Raw genomic sequence first — 19,826 nt, 5'->3', positions numbered from 1 at the left:
ATGTTGAAACCCTGGATTTCCCTGAGTCTGTTTTGTGTCTCACTGCTTTGTGGGGCAACGATGCTCCATGCGCAGGGGCAAGAGTCATCCCACGCCAACCCCGAACCACGCTGGTGGAAGGGCAATTTACACACTCATTCGCTATGGAGTGATGGTGACCAATTCCCGGAAATGATTTCGGATTGGTATCGCCAGCGGGACTACAATTTCTTGGCGCTGACGGATCACAACGTGCTCAGCGAAGGGATGCGTTGGATGCCCATGTCCACGGTGCTCGCGCGTGCGGACGAGGGAATCCTGGATCGCTACCGTCAACGCTTTGGCGATGCTTGGGTCGAAACTCAAGGAGAGCCGGGTAGCAAGAATCACGAAGTGCGTTTGAAACCGCTCGATGAGTTCCGTTATCTGGTCGAGCAGGCGGGCAAGTTCATTTTGATTCCGGCCGAAGAGATTAGCGACAGCGCCGAAGGAAAACCGGTCCATATCAACGCGACGAATTTGGCGGAAGTGTTGAAACCGATGGGCGGCGATACCGTTCGTCAAGCGATTGAAAACAATCTCCGTGCGATCTTAGAACATGAGAAACAGCATGGGCGCCAGGTGTTGCCACATGTGAATCATCCGAACTTCCACTACGCGATCACGGCCGAGGATTTAGCGGCCGTGGTCTCCGAACGCTTCTTTGAAGTCTACAACGGACATCCCGGCGTCAACCAACTCGGTGATGACGATCATCCAAGCATCGAGCGGATGTGGGATATCGCCAATGCGATTCGGCGTACCTCGTTAAACGTTCCGCCGCTGATGGGGATCGCCACCGATGATTCGCACGAGTACCACGGCAAAGCTGGCTCGCGGCCTGGACGGGGTTGGGTGATGGTGCGCAGCAAGTACCTCACACCAGAGCATTTGATTCGAGCGATGAAACGTGGCGACTTTTATGCATCCAGCGGCGTGACTCTTGTCGATGTGGGTTTTAGCGAAGCATCGCGAACGTTGTCGCTGGAGATCGCGGCGGAACCCGACACAACGTACCAGACTCAGTTTGTCGCCACGCTCAAAGCAAAGGATGGAGTGGTGGATGAACATCGTATCGGAGTGGTCGTGGCGACCTCCGACGAGCCCGCGCCGGAGTACACGTTGACCGGAAAGGAGCTTTACGTGCGCGCCGTAATCACCAGCAGCAAGCCGCACACCGACCCCTCGTTCAAGAATCAAAAACAGCAAGCATGGACCCAACCGGTCGGTTGGAAACAATCCGAATCCGACCTGGATTGAGAGCGAGCGGGCTTCGCCGGGGGGGCCATTTCGGGATTAGGGTTTGAATGCGTGCATGGAGTGAGCAAGCAGAGGCGAAGCATGAACCCCCGAGTCTGGATCGAGGTCAGGCGAGGCTCCAAAAGACGTTAAGAAAAACACGCCGGTACGGAGCGGTATCCCGCTTGCAACATCGGTCTGGTGGTTGAAGGTCAACTCGTGTCAAGTTTTTGGTTTGCCCTGCCTCTTAACTCCATCGTTGAATGTCTGCATTCGCAGGATGGATCCAACCACGTCTGGCAAGGTCCGCTGGACGGGATACATAACGCGAGCAAACCATGCTTCAATTCCCCATTTTTCACTGAGATTTCACCATGGCCAAGATCACTCTGACTCGATCCCAATGGAAGACCTTTAAAACCGATCACCACCTTAGTAAATCAAAACTATTTGCTAAGGCGGACGTCGGTCCGACTATTGATTCGCTACAAAAAGCTCAAAAAGCCTACACCACCAGTCCATCCGCAAAAACGCTTGGAAGCTACTTCGAGAAGCTCGATAAACTAAACAAAGCCATGACCAAATTCGTCGCCCTTAAAAAGAACAAGGACGAACTGACTAACGGCGACAAGGCGATGAAAAAGATTGAAGGTTGGAAACAAGAGATCTCTAAGCAAATGAAGTACTTGGCCGATTACCAACGGGATAATGCATCCGCGCTGGCCCAATCGGATGTCCAGTCTTTGAAAGCCGATTTCAAAACCATGGGCTTCTAGTAATTGTTAGAATTGTTGGTGCCAGCCATGAATGGCACTAAATCGCGATATTGAGTGGGTTTATGCCACAACACTGTTACGTCCTGAACGGGTCCTGAACGGTGCCATCCATTAAAGTGCTTGTGCTGATCGGTGCTGAACTGCTGAACGGTCTGAACGGTGCCATCCATTAAAGTGTTGGAATACTACTGTCGCAATCCTCGCGTGTTTTCAATGATTGCATGTGACCTTTCACACCGAGTGGGCGTACTCTGTGTTCCGAGAAGACCTCCGCATTGCTTCTAGGCAGTGCTTTCGTCGTCAATAAATCTTTGCGAATGCACCAGAGTAAATAGAATTGTTGGTGCCAGCCATGAATGGCACTAAATCGCGATATTGAGTGGGTTTATGCCACAACACTGTTACGTCCTGAACGGGTCCTGAACGGTGCCATCCATTAAAGTGCTTGTGCTGATCGGTGCTGAACTGCTGAACGGTCTGAACGGTGCCATCCATTAAAGTGTTGGAATACTACTGTCGCAATCCTCGCGTGTTTTCAATGATTGCATGTGACCTTTCACACCGAGTGGGCGTACTCTGTGTTCCGAGAAGACCTCCGCATTGCTTCTAGGCAGTGCTTTCGTCGTCAATAAATCTTTGCGAATGCACCAGAGTAAAAATTCCAGCTCTTGCTACGACTTCTGGCCCATCAAACGAAGCAAGACGATGCACTTGTTTGACCGCGATGCCAATGGTGCCCCGTTCGCTCTGCATTGGCACGCATCGATTCTGGTCGCCCCACACAAGACGACTTGCCGAAATGTTGCTTCCAGTGCCAAACCAAGTCACGCCACATCGACGCATCAATGCCTAACGCGGTTAGTATTTTCGCCAACGCCGCAGGAAGCTTCTTTCCGCCGACGCCCTGCCGGGCGGTCCAGCGCAGTAGACGCAAATAGTCTCCCAGCGAAAGACTCAGAAAACCGCGGTCGCTGCTGCGAAAGCCTGCCTTATGTGTTTGGGGATCGGTCGAAAGCGTGTTCGGTTGGAGCGTCAAAGGAGCAAGCCAACCGTCGCGAAGCACCTTGCGTCCAGTCGATTTGTGACGTTTGACACGTCGCTGCTGATGTAGTTCGTCGAGCGGTGTTTCACAGAGCTTCTTTCCTGCCTCTGCGGTCGGAACGGGGATCAAATCGAAGGCCGCCGATTCGATCTCCTTGCCCTTTCCCGCTTCGATGCGGTCGAATGCCGAGGTGTGTGGCGAATGGTCGGGGGAATCAGCCATCGCAGCCCTAACTGGGTTCAGGTCGATGTACATGCTGCAGGCCAACAGGCCGGCATCGTCAACGATGCGTTGGGCTTTAAAACGCCCCTCCCAAAAATGCCCGGTACACTCGTCAACCTTGTTGGCCCTGCGGGCAATCGGCTCAGAGAGTGCTCGCATGAACCACGAGATGTCTGATAAACGTTGCCGAATGGTGGTCAATCGCGTCTTGTCGCGGCAAAGCGTCTGGACGTCAATTTCGGTCGGTTCGGCCAGGTGCTCTTCGAGTCGACGGCCTGGAAAGACTTTGAGCCAGCGGAGGGCGACTTCGTTGTCGGTCCAATCGGCCACCACATCGGGCCGGTTGCGGAGAATCAGGTGCATATGGTTGCTCATGACGGCGTAGGAGAGCACGTCAATGGCAAGAACCGACGCCAAAGCTTCCATTCGCCTGCGGATCCATTCACGGCGATTGGAATAGTCTTTGCCACTGATTGGATCGACGCCTGCAAGGTACGCACGTCTAACACAACGCTGTACTGCATGGACGATACACACTTCATCGGGCGTGAATTGTTCGGCACGAGGCGGTCGCGTCATCGGACACCTCCGAGACTTCGAGGGACGAATCGACTACTGTCATTAGACCCGGGGAACACGCTACCTGTCAAATTTTGGTGGGTGGCACCACTTAAATGCTCTGAATTAAATGCTTATTCGTGGGTGGCACCAATTAAATGATTGGCTTTAGTTGCCAATTTTGACAACGGCGCGTTTCAACAGTTCCTTCAGCCGCGTCGGATCCGTCGTGGAGACTTTTGCGACAAAGCCACGCTTATGCGCAAATCGAACTTCATCGTGGGACTCGATTTGCGAAAAATCTAAACGTTGGTTGTCGTTGTAACGCGACAGTCCGTATCCGCCGCCCCGCCGATCAGGACATACCAACGCCTGAACCTCGTTTTCCTTTCCTTCGCTCTCGATGAACGCGTAGACCCCAAACGAAGGATCTTCTGCAAGCATGTCACTTTTTTCCAGGAACAAAGCTTGAATCGGTTCGCCATCGGTTTCAATCGACCAGTACTGACCATGCTCTTTCAGGTAGTCCAGACGCTGCCGCAAAGAGCGCAAGTAGTTGACGATATCTTCCCCCACCATGCACATGATTTGGTAGACAGGATTTTTCGGATTGAGTTCTGTGTGCTTTGCGAACCGGTTTAGCAAAGTAATATCGAGCGGAGAATTTAGCTCTCCCAATGCCTTACGCGGAATCCCCATCAACTTGGCGGTTTCGTTTGGCCCTAACGTATCAAGCCATTCCGCTGGACGAAGCCAGGCACAGAACGATAACGCGTCTTCGTAAAGACACATGCTTTGGAGCACAAGTGATAAGGCACAAAGTGGCGGAGCATCGCGAGGGAACTGGTGATGGTCAAAGTTGTTTCGTTCTGGATCGTGCGACCCACCTACGTCGACGACGCAGATCGATGGTTCGGCCAAGTCCTGGTCCGTTGGCTCGCGGCGTTGAATCGGAACACCGTGCAAATGAGCCAGCAGACTGCAGGCGAGGAAATCGTCTTTGTGGGCGCCGCCCGGATGGGTCACGATTAGCTGCATGGTCATGATGTCGCGTTATTCAAATTTGGAAGCAAGTTCGGAATCAACAAGCACAAAACATATCGACAAAACAAATGGAGGGAACCTGTGGCATTGGGAAGTACCCAGGGCTCATCCACCGGAAGCGTGCACCGGATGTTTTCACGGCATGACTCAAATGTCCAAGGATGATATGTAGGCGAGGTAGGCTGATTGTATCCTGCGAGGTCCGGCAGAATCACGCAAACGGGGCAGGCCTTTTTTTGTTGACAGAGGGCTCAACGAAACCTGACCCAAACCTGCAGGGCACGAAAAAACCCTCCCGCATTTTTTACGGGAGGGTTCGTTGCGTTGATGATTGAACTCAGGAAGCCTCTGCCCAATCAAGCGTTTGCATTCGCTTACACGTTCTCGGCCGACGGCACTTCGAAACCGCTGCGATACTCTCGTGTCAACATGGCGTTTGCCGCATCGTTATCGATGAAGCGTTCGGTTTCGGGGTCAAACTTCAAGGACGCGCCGAGTGACATTGGAGTCTTGGCGAGATCGACACCATTGGCGGTCAAATGTTGGGCCGTTCGTTCAAGCGTCGCTTGATTGTCATCGAGACTCTTGACCTTCGCGATGGCGTTGCTGATCTCTTCGACCGATGCCCGGTTGTCTTCACCGAGGTAGTACGAAATGTTCCCCAGATGGCTGACACCGGCTGACAAGTGACCGGTCAATGCATCGGCGTTCAATTTCGAGGCATCGCGAGATTTGCAGGCATCGATGAAGTTCGCGAAGTGGTCGTCGCCCACATTGCCCTTCGCCCGGAACTCCTTGACCTTCTTTTTGTTCTTGTCGAACACGGTGCAGTGCGCGTAGGTCGTTTGAGCAATGTAGCCTTCGGTGCCGTAGAAAATGACGCCGATCTTGTTGCCCTTTCCAGCACCAAAGAAGGTATCGATCTCGTCACCCGATGTTGTCGAGCAATCCAGACCGAGGGTTTCGAAGACGATGCATTTATCACCGTAATCGTAGATCGAGATCTCGGTGTTTCCGGTGTCTCCGGCATCGACGTAATTGGGGTCTTTGCGCTCGGCTTGGTAACCCAATCGACCACCGTAGGTGATGATCGAATTGGGATGTCGATTGAGGTTCAAGCCCCATCGTGCAATGTCGGTTTGGTGAGGGCCTTGGTTGCCTAAATCGCCGTTGCCGTAATGGCGTTGCCAGTGCCAATCGTAGTGAAAACGTTGGCGAGTGACTTTCGGGTCGGTGAAGGATGCCGGACCGCTCCACAAGTCAAAGTTGACTTTTTCAGGAATCGGATAGTCGCCCAATGGGCCAATCGACTTGCGTCGTTTGTAGCACAATCCGCGAGCAAAATTGACTTCCCCAATCCCACCTTCGGCAATGAACTTGACCGCATCTTGGCAAGCGCTGCTACTGCGTGACTGCGTTCCGGTTTGGAACATGCGTCCGTACTTTTGGGCAGCGGCGACGAGAGCACGACCTTCGTGGATGTTATGGCTAATCGGTTTTTCGATATAGACGTCCTTCCCGGCTTGCATCGCCCACACACCCATCAGCGCGTGCCAGTGGTTAGGAGTGGCACAGGTGAGGATGTCGAGTCCTTGCATTTCGAGTGCATCACGCACATCGGTAAAGAACTCAGGCTTGCTGCCCTGCATCTCGCTGACCCGAGCGACACGTTGCTTGCCGACGCTTTCGTCGATATCGACGATCGCACGGATCTCGGTACGAGGATCGTGATTGAAACCGCGAATATGCTCGTTGCCGCGGCTATTGACCCCAACAACACAAACCCCAAGTTTTTCATTGGGGCTGACTGCGTGTGCGTGACGCTGCGGACGTGGCAGCGAAGCGGCGGCCATCGTCGCCGCGGCGGCCGAGGTGAATTGACGTCGAGATAGTTTTGGCATACTGAATCGTTTCCAGGGTAGGTTCGGAAAATAGGTGGGAAATCAACTTTCCTAGTTTACCTGGAAATCGAGGGCGAGGGGGAGAGGGAGGCCGATTTTCGATGATTACGGCCGCTACAGCCCCTTTCGATCGCTGTATCATGCATTCAAACACGTGAACGGGTGATCAAGAGAACGGGTGATCAAGTGAGTGGGCCAGATGAGTCGGCCAGATGAGTGGACCAGACATGAATGACGCTGGGCTACCAATTAGACGACCTGGGAGATGCCTTCGATGGAGCCCCTCCTATGGCGCATCTTCCCCTTGATCAAACGCCCACCGATCCAGAGCGGACGGTCATTGGTCATCGTTGCGGGGGGACGGCGTATTGTCGGGGGGATGTCGGGTGGGGGTGATGTCGCCCGGTGAGATGACGTAGATCTTCTCGCCGCACTTGGGGCACGCGGGAGCTCGATCATCCACGTCGTTTCCACAATGGGGACAGGTCACGTGGTTCAGTGGGGCGGTCATCGATTTGCTCGTGAGTTGGATAGGAAAAGTGGAAAGGCGGAGTGGATAGGAGACGAAGCATCGAGCCGACCTCCGAACTCAACCGATGCTTGGGTAAGCAATCAGCGGGTCCAAAGCAATCTTTGATCGGACAATGCGAGTCGACTTGTTATCGGTTGCAGGTTGGACTGAATTTTGTCGCCGCTGCGTCGCCCGATCCGCTGCAGCGCCCGTGCCACGAAAACGCCCGTGCCACAAAAAAGCTTGTGCCACGAAAAAGCCTGTGCCACAACAAAGCCTGTGTAAACGACTGGAGCATCATGCAACGTTTCGGCGGTCATGTCTGGGCGGCTCTTTTCGCTGTACTTGCGACGCAGTTTGCGTGCCAATGCATCAGCCGCTATCGGAGACTAGGCCTCGGCGTGATCGTAGGGGCGTCAACGTGGTCGCAGGACGAGCAGCATGTAGAAAAGCGGGGCCACCCCTAGATCATTTTAAAACATGGGTTTCGTAACGTCCGATGGCACTTGAGGGTGTGTCGGGTCGGTTTCTACGAAGGAACATTCGTTGAAAAGGAACAGGCGTTGCATGAGCGTGCAAGATGTACGTGCCAGCTCACGTCATGTTGAAGGCGCTCGTGCGAAAGCACCGCTGGCATTTCTTCCTGTTTTTGCTTCTGAGGATGTACCGTGACATACCTAGACTTCCGCAACCGTTTCGGCGTGCTTGTGTTAGGCGCCGGTTTGATTGTCCCCATCACCTTTGCGTCGCAGAGTTTCGCGCAACCGCCGACACCGACGGTCGAAGTGGGCGACAATCGTCCGGCACCCAACAGTGCGACTTTTGAGGATGCCAAGTCGGACTTCTCCGAAGGCATTGAATATCTGACAAGAGGTCCGTTGCATGAAGCGTTTGCAGGACCGTACAAGGTCGATCCCATCCCCGGGCCGGTGGTTGCAAAAGAGCCGCCAGAGCCGATCGACGAATTGCCGCCCGAATACCGTCCCTCGGGTAAGGACGTGGTGTGGATTCCAGGCTATTGGGGTTGGGATGATGAGCGAGATGATTTCATTTGGGTCAGTGGCGTGTGGCGTGACTTGCCGCCGGGCCAGCAATGGGTGCCAGGCTATTGGCACTCGCAGGCCGAAGGCTACCAGTACGTAGGAGGCTTTTGGGCGCGCAGCGAAGTAGCGAATGTCGACTACCTACCATCGCCACCGGAGTCGCTCGAACAAGGGCCAGCCTCGCCCGCGCCCGGCGAAAACTATTTTTACATCCCAGGCAACTGGGTATATCGGTCGAACGATTACCAATGGCAGCCCGGTTTTTGGTCGGTCGGACAAGAAAATTGGGTTTGGATTCCAGCCCAGTACGTTTGGACGCCGCGTGGATGTGTTTACCAAGCCGGCTATTGGGACTATGACGTCGCCCATCGCGGCGTTGCATTCACGCCCGTTTACTATTCGCAACCTCTGTATCGGAATGCGGGGTACTCGTATCGACCACGGTATACGATCGACACAGGGATTGGTTTGTTTGTCCATCTGTTTACCCGCCCCAGCCATAGCCATTACTACTTTGGTGACTATTACGGATCGCGGTATGCCAATCACTATCAACCTTGGGCGACGCATTATCGCGGGCAAGGTCACTATGATCCTTTCTATTCGCACTACAGCTATCGGTCACGACGTGGCAACGATACGAATTTGATTAGCTGGATTACGAACCAGTATCAAACGTTCGAAAGGGATGAACGCTATCGTCCCGCCCGAACGATCGCGGCGCAACGAGACTTCGTGCGACAAAACCGGGACGCGCAAATTGATCCGACAACCTTACGACTAAGCTCCGTGGGCGATGTGTTAAGCGATTTAGCTAATTCCGGTGACTCGAACTGGAATTTACAGCGACTCGGACAGGATGAGGTTAAGCGAGTCCGCGACTCTCTTGATCCGCTACGACGACTCGAACGCGATCGGCTCTCCATCGAAAGCAAATTAGACGATCGTGGCAGTGTGGATGCACCGGAGTTAAACCTTGATGTCGCCACCAAGGCGGAGGCCAATATTGATCGCTCGGCTCCCTTAAGTGAAGGCTCGGAGAAGAAGCGTGACGCAAATCGCGGTGAGGTTCAGCAACGAGCTAACGCCGAGGGACGCGGACGACTGCGGCTACCGGGCCGCGCCGTAGAGCGAGCAACTCGCGACAACGACGCGGCGCCGAATTTGGGTGAGGCGACTCGCGACCGGGCATCGAACTTGGGCGAGGCGGCTCGCGATGTTTTAAACCGAGGCAATTCACGAGCCAACGAGCAACGCGATGCCAATCGGCAAGTTGATCCGGCCAATGCCATGCGACCGGCACGTCCCCAGGATTGGCCGTCTCCGACGCCACGTGACTTCAAACGCAACCTGCCCAATCGTCCGCGCGTCGACGGTTCGAGAATCCAACCCAATGCTCCCGCGGGGACCCCGGCGCGTGAGCGAAACAACACGCCGGGCAAGCGAGGCATTCAAGTTCCTGAAGGTCCGAATGGCCCTCGAGGCTTGCTGCCGAGCAACCCGGCTCTCGATGGCAAAGGTGGCGTCCGTCCAGGTGCCCGCAACCCCAAAGCCAGCGACTCGGTGGCACCGTCCGTTGAAGGCGCATTGAACAGGGCGACCGAAGGGGCGACCGGTGGCGGCAATGCGGTAAGCGATGTGCTCGGAGGGGTTTTGGGCGGGTAGTACCCCAAACGAATCTTCGAATCGAGGATCGATGAAACCGTTGATCGTAAATCTTCGGTCAAGGTCGGTTGAGGTGAAGGGCGGTTCAAATGAGCCGCCCTTTTTTTGGGTCCCGCTCTCATGTTGCAATATCTCCTGACCGTTCGCAATCACGCTCCAATGCCACGCACCTTCATCGGTACTCGCGTTTTTCACATCATCTCCGGCTGGTCCAAAATCACGGAACGGAAATTGCGTCAATGTCGTTTCGAAGCACCAAGTCCTAGCCATGGAGCGGTTGAAGTAGATGCGATTGAAAGGTCGGACGCCTCTTGCTCTGCCTTCGACCTGAAAACGCGAGGCGTTTTGATGGCACCTTTACATTCGGCGGTGCGAGACTCGATCCAGGGAGATAACGATGTTCGTTCTTGAATCCATCCTCACCGATGGCATTGCACAACTTTCTTACTTGGTAGGAGACACTGCGACCGGGCATGCGGCGGTGATTGATCCACGCACCGATGTGGAGATCTATTTGCAGCTTGCTCGAGAACATGGACTTTCGATTACTCATATTTTCGAAACGCACATTCACGCTGATTTTGTGAGTGGAAGTCGGTCGCTTGCCGACCAAGTTGGTACCGCAAAGATCTATCTCAGCGGAGAGCAAGCCAACTACCAATTCGATGGGGAACCCGTCTTTGATGGTCAGCAGTTTGACTTTGGTTCATTCCTGTTGACCGCTCGGCATACACCGGGACATACGCCAGAGCACCTCGCGTACGAAGTGTGCGAAAGCAAGCATGCGGACACACCCTGGGCGGTGTTCACGGGAGACTCATTGTTCGTGGGGTCCGCTGGGCGTCCCGATTTGCTTGGCGCCGCTGAGACCGGTGCGCTTGCGGAAAAATTGTATGCGACGCTGTACGACTACTTTCTGAGCCTTGATGATTTCGTCGCGATCTACCCAGGCCATGGTGCGGGGTCCGCCTGTGGCGCGGACATCGGAGATCGATTGGTCAGCACGATCGGGTATGAGCGAAGAACCAATACGTTTCTGAAATTCCCCAATTTTGACGCGTTTCGCAAATTTGTTGTGGAAGACGCCCCGCCGGCTCCTTGGCATTACGCGGAGCTGAAGAAAGTCAACTCAGCGGGTCCCGCCGTGATGTCGCGTCTGCCTACGATTGCCGCATTGCCGCCGGATGAATTCCGCAAAGTGGCTCGTGAACCGGGCTTGAGTATCATCGATACGCGATCAATGCTGGCGTTTGGTGGCGGCCACGTGCCGGGGGCGATCAACATCGGCAATCGTCCTGAAATGTCCGCATGGGTTGGCCAAATGTTTGATCTTGATCAACGGCTCCTGTTGGTTCTCGATGAGGATCGCGATGCAGAATCGATCCAGCGTTTGATCGTCCGCACTGGGCATGCTCAATTCGCTGGCTACTTGGCGGGAGGAATGAAGGCCTGGGAGATGGCCGGACTACCGATCGAGAGTTTGTCGCAAATCCCAGTCGCCGAGTTGCGAGCACAGCAAACCAATGGATCGCCTTTGAAAATCTTGGATGTCCGTTCACCCGAAGAATGGAAATCAGGACACATCCCGGGTGCCCAGCACCATTTCATTGGAGAGATGCGGGATCGAATCACAGGACTCGACAAAGAAACACCGTACGCAACCTACTGTGCCAGCGGTTACCGGGCGAGTATCGCGGCGAGTTTGATGCGATCGCGAGGATTTAAAGACGTCTCCAATGTGCCCGGCAGTTGGAGTGCATGGTCCGCGGCGGGGTTTCCCGCTGAGAAGTAAGTAGAGAAGCAATTCGCATCTCAACGACGCAACTCTATAGTCCCTTTCAACGCGAAGAAACGATCATGATGTCCGCCACAACCGCTCCGATGTTAGCTGTCGTCGACCCGCTGCAATACTCAGGACCCGCTTGGTCACCTTATCTAGTGGGCGGCTTAATCGGCGTGCTTTCGATGTTGACCTTCTATTTCTCGAAGAAGCCGATAGGCGCATCGACTGCGTACGCCCGCGTTGCTGGCATGATCGGCGAGCGAGTCGCCCCTCAGCACACTCGATCGCTGAAATATTTCCAGAGCAATCCGCCACGGATTGGCTGGGAATTGATGTTGGTCGTTGGCGTCATTCTCGGCGCGTTTCTAGCGGCTTGGAGTGGTAGTGAATTGACGGGCCGATTGCTGCCGGAGATGTGGCAGGATCGGTTCGGCACCGACAGTGCGACGTTGCGAATGGCAGTCGCGCTGGTGGGCGGGATCATGATGGCTTTCGGAGCTCGCATGGCGGGTGGATGTACCAGCGGGCATGGCATTAGCGGGACGTTGCAACTTGCGATCGGTTCGTGGGTTTCGGCAATCTGCTTTTTCATCGGCGGCATCATTGCTGCGATGTTGATGTTTGCCGTTTAGATCGAAATAAGACTTAGAGCTTGCAAGGGAGAAAACCATGGCGACCACGACCCCAGAGATTGAACCGGAAACCCCACCCGTCGAAACGCAAAAACTGCCTGCGGCTGCCTCGGGGCAAACCCTTGCGCTAGGTCTGATGTTCGGCATCATCTTTGGTTTTCTGCTGCAGAAGGGGGGCGTTGCAAAATACCATGTTTTGATCGGTCAATTGCTGCTCGAGGACTTTACCGTATTAAAAGTCATGTTATCCGCGGTCGTGGTCGGTTCAATCGGCATTCATTTTCTGCATCGCATGGGTTGGGTTCAACTGCATGTCAAACCGACACGCTACGCTTCGAACGCGCTCGGCGGTCTGCTGTTTGGCGTTGGTTTCGCCCTCTCAGCTTATTGTCCCGGAACCGGGGCCGCCGCACTGGGGCAAGGAAACTACGACGCCCTGTTCATGATGCTCGGAATGGTGGTGGGATCGTATTTGTTCGCTGAAGCATCCGGTTGGATCAGCCGTCATCTCGACAGAATCGGTGACCGAGGCAAGCTTACGTTGCATGATTGGATCCACGCCAATCGGACGCTGGTCGTGCTGGCCCAGGCTGTTGTTCTCGGTATCGTTTTGGCCATTGTCGAAATGTTCGCAGTGCGTTAAGCGGTATTGCGAGCGTGCCCCAGAGCTAGGTTGATTAACTTCGTGCACGCAAACGCAGTTTCGCTACGCTTGCAAACAAACGAAACGAAGGCTCGGAAAAGAAAAAACGGCACGACGGTGACCGTCATGCCGTTTTAGTTGATATAAGTGAGAGCGAGTGCCTAGCGATCGCTGGCTATGCGGTTGACCATGGAAGGGTCGGTCAGGCTTGGACGCATGGGATCCGCTCCGAGTGTGCCCACAAGTTCTTCCAAGTAGTCGCTCGACTCTGCATGGGCGCGCATCTCGGATGCGTACCCTAAGCGGTTGGGCAATTGCAAATCGGTCGAGGAATCACTTTGGGTTGAGTCGGCGAGGCTCGCTTTGAGCCGTTCTTCGAAGGCTCGCCAATGTTCGATATCGCGATTTTGTTTCTTTTGCAAACGACGGGCGTACCAATCGCTTTTGAGCAGGGCATCACGCGTGAACATTTCACGAATTTCAGGATCGCTGGCGAGTTTCCCTTCGTGTTCACCATAGGCCATGATGTTCAAAATGGCTTGCAACGGAGGGCACGCCAATTCGTAGCCACCGTCTTCCATGTACGACAATGCAACGCGTTTTTGAGCTTCGGCGATATGCAGGATGCCGTCGACGTAGGAATCGATGTCTTGCAACTCAGGTTGTAGGATCTCAGGTGTAAACACCTTCGAGGGATTGTCAAACACGCGAGCAAGATAGGTTCTTACGAAACGTGTGGTAATACGGTAGCCCAATCGGCTGGCCGGAACCCGCAAATCGCCGTGGTCAAAGTCTTCGATCTTTTCCAGCATCTTGCCTTGGATCATCGCTGCCGGATCGCGTTCTTCGGGGCCAAGTCGGCACCAAACTTCAGGAATCAGCAATGAAATATCGTGTCCCACTTCGAAACGAGGTCCGACGTGACCCGCCGCGGTGCTGAAGCCGCCAAGGCCGGTCAAGATCATCGAGACGACCGCGGAATTCAGATCCACTGAGGGCATCAAGGCGTTAAACGGTCCTTTGGTTAACGCTCCTTCGCTGCCCGCGCCGGTTGTACTGGGGCTTTTGCCGGTCAACGAACAAATGTAATCCATCAACAACTCAGGCAGCTCTTGATAGTGCAGCGGGGAATAGACCGCGAGCGAACGGAATCCGGCAACCGGATCCGGTGGATTGTTGCGACGTCCGGAAAGCACGGCGCCGACGGGGAAATGCACCGGAGCATCCTCGGGTAAGCAACGATGCAATTGGGTTCCTCGCATTGCGACATAGCTGTCGCGCGCGTTAACCATGTCTGGTCGGTCCTGCAAATAGCGTGGGTTCTTGGTTCGCGCCCCATCGACGATCCGTGGATCTGCGGTGCTAACCACGTAGCCATTGCGAGACTTGGCCGCTTCGAGCAACAGCGATTCCATCGGTCCTGTGAACTTGTCGAATTCGATCGCGTCGTCCACGATCTCGCGAGCTTGCGTGGTTGTTAATGGTTCAAAGTTACTGATAAAGCTACCCGGACGCGAAAGATCGAGTTCGGTTTGCTTGTCCAATCCACGGTGCACCGCGTCATCGGGACGCTGGAACAATCGGTATTCACAATTTTCCACGAACTTGTAGCTCGCCGATGGCGTGACCGCTTTGCCCACATCGCCCAAGACTTCCGCAGGCACGACGACACTAACGCTAATGTCGTCTTCGCGTTGGACCTTGTCCGCAGCGATAAAGTCTTGACGTAGCTTGAAGGTTCGCCATCGATGGTCGTCCCAACCGACTCGCAAGTAGGTTCCGACCAACGCGCGGTCGCCTATTTTGAGTTCATGTCCGGCCGAACCGTTGACGATGTCGACGCCAAAATGCTCGTGCCAGTTTTGTTCCATTCCCGATCGGATGAACCGTTTGATGATCAACGCCATCGAATAAACGTGTTCTGGAATGGCACGCAACCACTTGTTGTAGTCGTCGTTGTAATCGGGTGACGGAGTCAATAATTGAATCACACTGCCGAGACTTCGCTTGGGGTCGAGGACTCGGCGGCTGGGTCGCTCGGAGTAATCGGTGCGTCCGGTATATTCCTGGGACCAGCGGTCATGATAGGAACGCGAAAAAATCTCGTCGAGTTTCGCGAAATCCGCTTCACGATCGGTGACGAAGATCGGTCCATACAACATGTAGTCGCGGAGGCTTTTGCTAATTTCGCTTTTTCCGCCACCGCTAACCGTGCATGGTTTGTGACAAAAAATGCCTTCACCGGCTGACCCGATCAATCGCCACGACGGTGCGGCAGGATGTTTTTCGAGTCGGATTTTGTAGCCACTCGGTGCGATGTAAACGTTAGCAGGCGAGAGCGGGATGCGTTGTAGTTGGCCGTTGTGCGTCCACATTACGCAGCGTTCGATCAACGTTACTTTTGCATTCTCGGGGATGTAAATCACACACGGATCGAGTCGGTCGATGCCGTAGCCCTCAGGTTGAATATCGATAAACGAGGTGTAGTCGCGAGCTACGTCCGAGAACCGACGTCCGTTGTAGCGGCGGCTGTTGACTTGGAATTCGTCACCGAGTGAGTAGGAGGCGAACGCCAGAGCACCGCCAGAATGCTCCTCTTCGCAGCCACCCATCAAATTGGTCGCATAGCTGAGTTGCGTTTTGACTTCTTTTTTGCAGTAGCCGTAATAGTTATCGGCGATCAGCGTCACAATCACGCCCGACTCGTCGCGGCACGTCAACTTGAACGCACTGCCGTCGTTGTACTTCTCGGATGGGTCTTTCCAGCACATTGCATCGCGACGTTGTCGATCCGTGGCATCGTCGTAATGTGGCAGTCCGAGTTCTTGCTTGGTCATGTTGGTTAGGTGCGTTGCCAAAATCACACACCCGGTATGTCCGCTCCAATGCAGTACGTCCAACCCCGCGTCGTTTCGGCTGCTGAGCGGATCGCCCGCATTGCCAAAAATCGTTTCGACAAAATCGAGGTTACTGATCAGCGAGCCTGGTGCAAAAAAGCGAGTCTCCATCGTCTTTTGGGCACAAAACCCTGGGACCTCGGGGCACACGATCGGCCTCATCAAAAGCGATACCCAGGTCAACGCAGGCTTTTCCGATGTCGCCGTGTAGGGCAACACCATCAAGTCGTCCGGCGGTGTCATGGCGGCGCGGAACAGATTGGCAAAAACGCGTTTGGGTACGATCCGTTTGTCGTTGGGGATGGGTAACCCGCCCTCGACCACATGAAACGTCCCCGCAGTGGTTCGCCGATCCGAACGCGGGTTATTCAACACGCCATTAAAGCAGCGATAGGAGCTGACCAAGTCGTTCTTGAATTCGTATCCGCCCGCTGGCAAGCTCATCTCCCGCGACATGCCATGGCGGTCCAGCGTCAACGTGCGGCCAGGCAAACGTAACGGGTCGCCATCGATCACGTCGGCGAAGTATTCATTCAGGAATGTTTCCACTCGCGAGTCGACCGGAGCACGGTACTCGGACAATAATCGATTCTTCTCACGCAAACTCTCTAAGATGCCGGCCGAGAAGGTCGTCATCGATTGGTCTTGTTCGCTGTCGGGTGGCAACAGCCCCGCGGATGCGAGTTGCAAGGTGATGTAATTTCGTAAATTTTCTTTGGCAGCTGGATCATTTGAGAGATCACGGTCCCACCCCAATGCGCGTTGTAGTTCCGCTTTTTCGATCTCGCTACTTTGCATTCCGGGTACTTGTGATGAGAACATTGCCAGCCTCCTGAGCTTAGGGGATTTGAATTCCGCCTTCTGAATTCACGCTTCGTTAAGCGACGTCGTCAAGGCAACACGTCGCGGTGGTTGTTATACACCAGAGTGGCATTTCACCAACAGCGTGCAGACGAAGTGGCCAACGGCAATCAGCCGGGCAAAGACAAATTCAAACCCGCCGTCGCGGCGATTTGTCCGATGGGGTGGCGCTCGTTTTGGCGCAAAGAAAAACCCTCCGAGTGCTGGGCACTCGGAGGGGGGGGCAATGTTCAATCGTCCGTTGAGCGGGAGGAGTCACGCTCGCTGAATCGAATCGGGTTAGAACTGCGAGTCGTCGTCGGCTTCGGGTTCACGTGCGTAGGAAAAGTCGGTTCGCTTGTCCACCGCTTCGTAGAAGCCTTGGACGACTTCGTTTGTCGAACCGCCTCCGGCAAGCATCGCCATCATTCGCTCACGCGGATTTTGGAAAAGTGCCTTTAGATCGTCCATGCTCGGTTGAAAGTTGGTCGGTTTGGCAACATAGACCACGCTTTCCGGCAAGTTCATGGCCACGGCGTACTCGCCGACTTCGGACGTGAATACGGCCTTCATGAACTCTTGACCCACCGAATTAAGTTCCGGCACGTTGCCAATCGAGGCCCCTTGGAAGCCAAACGAATCCATCCAACTAAACGGTCCTAAACCAGATTGAACGTCGTCTTTGTTTTCGGCAGGGACAAGTTCGCTCAATTCGAGGCCGTCCTTGTTCGCTTTATCAGCCAATTCAACGGCGGCTTCCAGAGCGAGTTTTCGCGCTTCGCGAAAACGAATCGCCGCGATCACCTCATCACGAACCTCTTCCAGCTTCGGCGTGTACGCCTTTTGCTCTCCAGTCTTCCAAGAGATGTAGGTTTTCCCACCGCGGTCATCGACGGTACGCAGCGGCGAGTATAGCAATTGCCGTGGCACAGGGCCCATTTGAGTTTGGCCACCGTACATGAACGAGGTGAACGAGGGGCCTCGGCTGAGTTGTTGTGAGCCGACTTCGAGCGATTGTGCGATCGGCTCGGCTTCAATCGAAAACTCCGTGTTGGAACCGATTTTTTGGTAGCGGAATCCAAAGGATTCTCCGAGCTTCTTCAAATCAAACGGGGCCAGTTCTTCGACCTCCAAGCCGTTTCGTTTATCACTGCTGTGGATCGCGTGCTGGTTGAAGTAGCGACGCATTTGCGAAAACATTTCGGCCATCGCTTTGTTCATATTGGCTTCCGCGATTGGACGAGCAAGCGAGTCGGCAATCTGCTCTCGTACCGCTTCAAACGACTCCGTTTCCGGTTTCTTCTCTGCGGCTGGCTTGGTCTCTGCTGGCTTAGCCTCGGCAGCCATCTCGGCTTTGGGCGTTTCCTTCGCGTCCGCAGGTTCTTCCTTAGCGGGTTCTTCCTTTGCGGGAGCTTCTTTTGCAGGAGCTTCTTTTGCAGGAGCTTCCTTCATCTCCGGTTTCGCTTCTTCAGCCGGTTTGTCAGCGGCCTTCGGTTTGTCCGCTGGCTTGTCATCGCTTTTCGGCTTCTCGGCTGGCTTCTCCGCTGGCTTCTCATCGCTCGGAGCAGCATCGGCCGGTTTCGCTTCAGGCTTTTCTTCGGGCTTCGGTTCCGCGGGTGTTTCCTTGCTCACGTCGTCAGCGGGTTCGTCGCTGGCCTCTTGAAAGGCAACCAAGCGAACGGCGGAATTAGCCGTGTTCATGGGGCGGCGACGTGATGTCTTGTCTTCATCGGCTGGAGTTTCTTCGCTCGTTGCATCGGATTCAGGTGCCGATTCTTCGCTGTTTTTAGCTTCTTCGCTGTCTGCTTTCGCAGGCTCCTCTTTCTTCACTTCCTCCTTGGCCTCCGGTTTTTTTGCCTCCGGTTTTGCGTCTTCCTTGGCTGCATCTTCCTTGGCTGCGGGGGCGTCGGCCGGTTTAGCCTCCATCTCTTCAACTTTGACTTCGACGGTATCCGCTTCGGTTTCGAGGTCATCTGACATGGTTGCATCCGCAGCAGCTTGTTCCGCAGGATCAACTGGCAACTTGAAGTCGCCGCCGGCGAGTCGACGCTCGTACTCAGCACGCAATTCTTCTTCGCTAAACTTGACCGCTTCGGCATCGATAAACGATTGCAGGTCGCCGACTAGGTATTCGAATTGGGCGGTGTATTGGCGATGGAACGCCGGTCGGGGTGATTGGTCATTAGGGTCGGTATCCTTGCCCTCTTCGTACATCGCTTGAATGTCCGATTCGCTTGGATTGGCATCCGTCTTGCTGACGAAGGTTTCCACGGGGATCCCGTAGGCGGTCACGGTCGCTTCGCGGTTGAGCTTCAAGAAATTGTTCCACTCTTCGGCTGGCGTCATGATCGGCATTTGGCCTGCGGCCACGACCGCAAAGCCCGTTCGGTTATAGATGTCGGCTAACAGGTGCATTCGCAATTGTTCGTAGAGGTGCACGCGACCCATTTGGTTTCGAGTGCTTTCCATCAACATCGCGTCGATTTGCTTGTCGCTAAATCGGTTGTCGACGAACATGTTCAACCAAGCCCCGATCGCGGCATTGTCGAGTTCGAAGCCAGCCTTGTTCGCTTCGGAGGCAAACTGCATCGTCTTCAGCGACAATTGCTCACTCGGCATCTCACTGATTCCGAGCGCTCCGACCCGTTTGTTTTGCTCGTCGTAGCGGAAGCCTGGCGTTTTAGGGGATCCACCCTCGAGGATCGTTCGCTCGGCCAGTTCTCGCAAAAAACGAACCATCGATTGATGATTCTGAGTCATGTAGGAAACGCGATTCTGAGAAATTTCGATACCATCGAAACTGGCAAGCTTCGTATCTCCCCCACCTCCCGCACCTTGACGCAGGTAGGTATCAAGTGCAGGGAGCACGACAAATGAGAACATTGCCAGCATGATCAGCAGGACCATGAGTGGCTTTAGGTTCTTGCGAAAGATTTCGAACGGACTGTTGTTCATAGCAGACTCTTTCTGGCTTCTTTTTCTGGCGAGGACGCAAAGTGCTGATTTTTCAAC

General features: G+C 54.5%; 12 protein-coding genes and 1 pseudogene. 6 read left to right on the top strand and 7 right to left on the bottom strand.

Features of this window, described 5'->3' with window-relative positions:
• Complete coding sequence (locus Pla52o_RS00540; protein WP_146592649.1) at nucleotides 1-1,278, top strand: hypothetical protein; 1,278 nt, start codon at nucleotides 1-3, stop codon at nucleotides 1,276-1,278.
• 353 nt (nucleotides 1,279-1,631) lie between these two features.
• Nucleotides 1,632-2,033 carry a hypothetical protein gene (locus Pla52o_RS00535; protein ID WP_146592648.1) on the top strand — a complete coding sequence of 134 codons (402 nt, stop codon included), beginning with the start codon at nucleotides 1,632-1,634 and terminating at the stop codon, nucleotides 2,031-2,033.
• A gap of 688 nt (nucleotides 2,034-2,721) precedes the next feature.
• On the opposite strand, the gene Pla52o_RS00530 is transcribed toward Pla52o_RS00535, so the two are convergent.
• From Pla52o_RS00530 to Pla52o_RS00515, 5 genes and pseudogenes are all read right to left on the bottom strand, one after another.
• Nucleotides 2,722-3,876, bottom strand: coding sequence for a transposase (locus tag Pla52o_RS00530; RefSeq protein WP_146592647.1), 1,155 nt, complete (start codon nucleotides 3,874-3,876; stop codon nucleotides 2,722-2,724).
• A 147-nt stretch (nucleotides 3,877-4,023) separates the two neighbouring features.
• Nucleotides 4,024-4,557: a hypothetical protein gene (locus Pla52o_RS27255; RefSeq protein ID WP_231612114.1), complete on the bottom strand. Its 534-nt coding sequence runs from the start codon at nucleotides 4,555-4,557 to the stop codon at nucleotides 4,024-4,026.
• A gap of 201 nt (nucleotides 4,558-4,758) precedes the next feature.
• Nucleotides 4,759-4,893, bottom strand: a pseudogene (locus Pla52o_RS27250) (MYG1 family protein); the annotation flags it as partial.
• 380 nt (nucleotides 4,894-5,273) lie between these two features.
• Nucleotides 5,274-6,800 (bottom strand): Gfo/Idh/MocA family protein, encoded by a 1,527-nt coding sequence (locus tag Pla52o_RS00520; protein WP_146592646.1) that lies wholly within the window; start codon nucleotides 6,798-6,800, stop codon nucleotides 5,274-5,276.
• A 337-nt stretch (nucleotides 6,801-7,137) separates the two neighbouring features.
• Nucleotides 7,138-7,311, bottom strand: coding sequence for a zinc ribbon domain-containing protein (locus Pla52o_RS00515; protein ID WP_146592645.1), 174 nt, complete (start codon nucleotides 7,309-7,311; stop codon nucleotides 7,138-7,140).
• A 668-nt stretch (nucleotides 7,312-7,979) separates the two neighbouring features.
• On the opposite strand from Pla52o_RS00515, the gene Pla52o_RS00510 reads away from it, so the two are divergent.
• The 4 genes from Pla52o_RS00510 to Pla52o_RS00495 all read left to right on the top strand — a co-directional run bounded on the left by Pla52o_RS00510 (nucleotide 7,980) and on the right by Pla52o_RS00495 (nucleotide 13,077).
• On the top strand, nucleotides 7,980-10,019 hold the full coding sequence (locus Pla52o_RS00510; protein WP_146592644.1) for a YXWGXW repeat-containing protein: 2,040 nt from the start codon (nucleotides 7,980-7,982) through the stop codon (nucleotides 10,017-10,019).
• 397 nt (nucleotides 10,020-10,416) lie between these two features.
• On the top strand, nucleotides 10,417-11,811 hold the full coding sequence (locus Pla52o_RS00505; protein ID WP_146592643.1) for an MBL fold metallo-hydrolase: 1,395 nt from the start codon (nucleotides 10,417-10,419) through the stop codon (nucleotides 11,809-11,811).
• A 65-nt stretch (nucleotides 11,812-11,876) separates the two neighbouring features.
• Nucleotides 11,877-12,434 carry a YeeE/YedE thiosulfate transporter family protein gene (locus Pla52o_RS00500; RefSeq protein WP_146592642.1) on the top strand — a complete coding sequence of 186 codons (558 nt, stop codon included), beginning with the start codon at nucleotides 11,877-11,879 and terminating at the stop codon, nucleotides 12,432-12,434.
• Nucleotides 12,435-12,471: 37 nt separating this feature from the next.
• Entirely contained in the window at nucleotides 12,472-13,077 is a 606-nt protein-coding gene (locus Pla52o_RS00495; RefSeq protein WP_146592641.1) for a YeeE/YedE thiosulfate transporter family protein, read from the top strand.
• A gap of 161 nt (nucleotides 13,078-13,238) precedes the next feature.
• Here the strand turns inward: Pla52o_RS00495 and Pla52o_RS00490 are convergent, their stop codons facing one another.
• The gene (locus Pla52o_RS00490) at nucleotides 13,239-16,796 is read right to left on the bottom strand and encodes a hypothetical protein (RefSeq protein WP_197168919.1); all 3,558 of its coding nucleotides are present in this window, start codon (nucleotides 16,794-16,796) and stop codon (nucleotides 13,239-13,241) included.
• A 318-nt stretch (nucleotides 16,797-17,114) separates the two neighbouring features.
• Nucleotides 17,115-19,769 carry a hypothetical protein gene (locus Pla52o_RS00485; protein WP_146592640.1) on the bottom strand — a complete coding sequence of 885 codons (2,655 nt, stop codon included), beginning with the start codon at nucleotides 19,767-19,769 and terminating at the stop codon, nucleotides 17,115-17,117.
• Between the last annotated feature and the right edge of the window lie 57 nt (nucleotides 19,770-19,826).

Source organism: Novipirellula galeiformis, assembly GCF_007860095.1.
GTDB classification, from domain to species: Bacteria; Planctomycetota; Planctomycetia; order Pirellulales; family Pirellulaceae; genus Novipirellula; species Novipirellula galeiformis.
The sequence above is the reverse complement of the archived record's forward strand: the minus strand, read 5'-3'. Positions and strand labels throughout refer to the sequence as shown.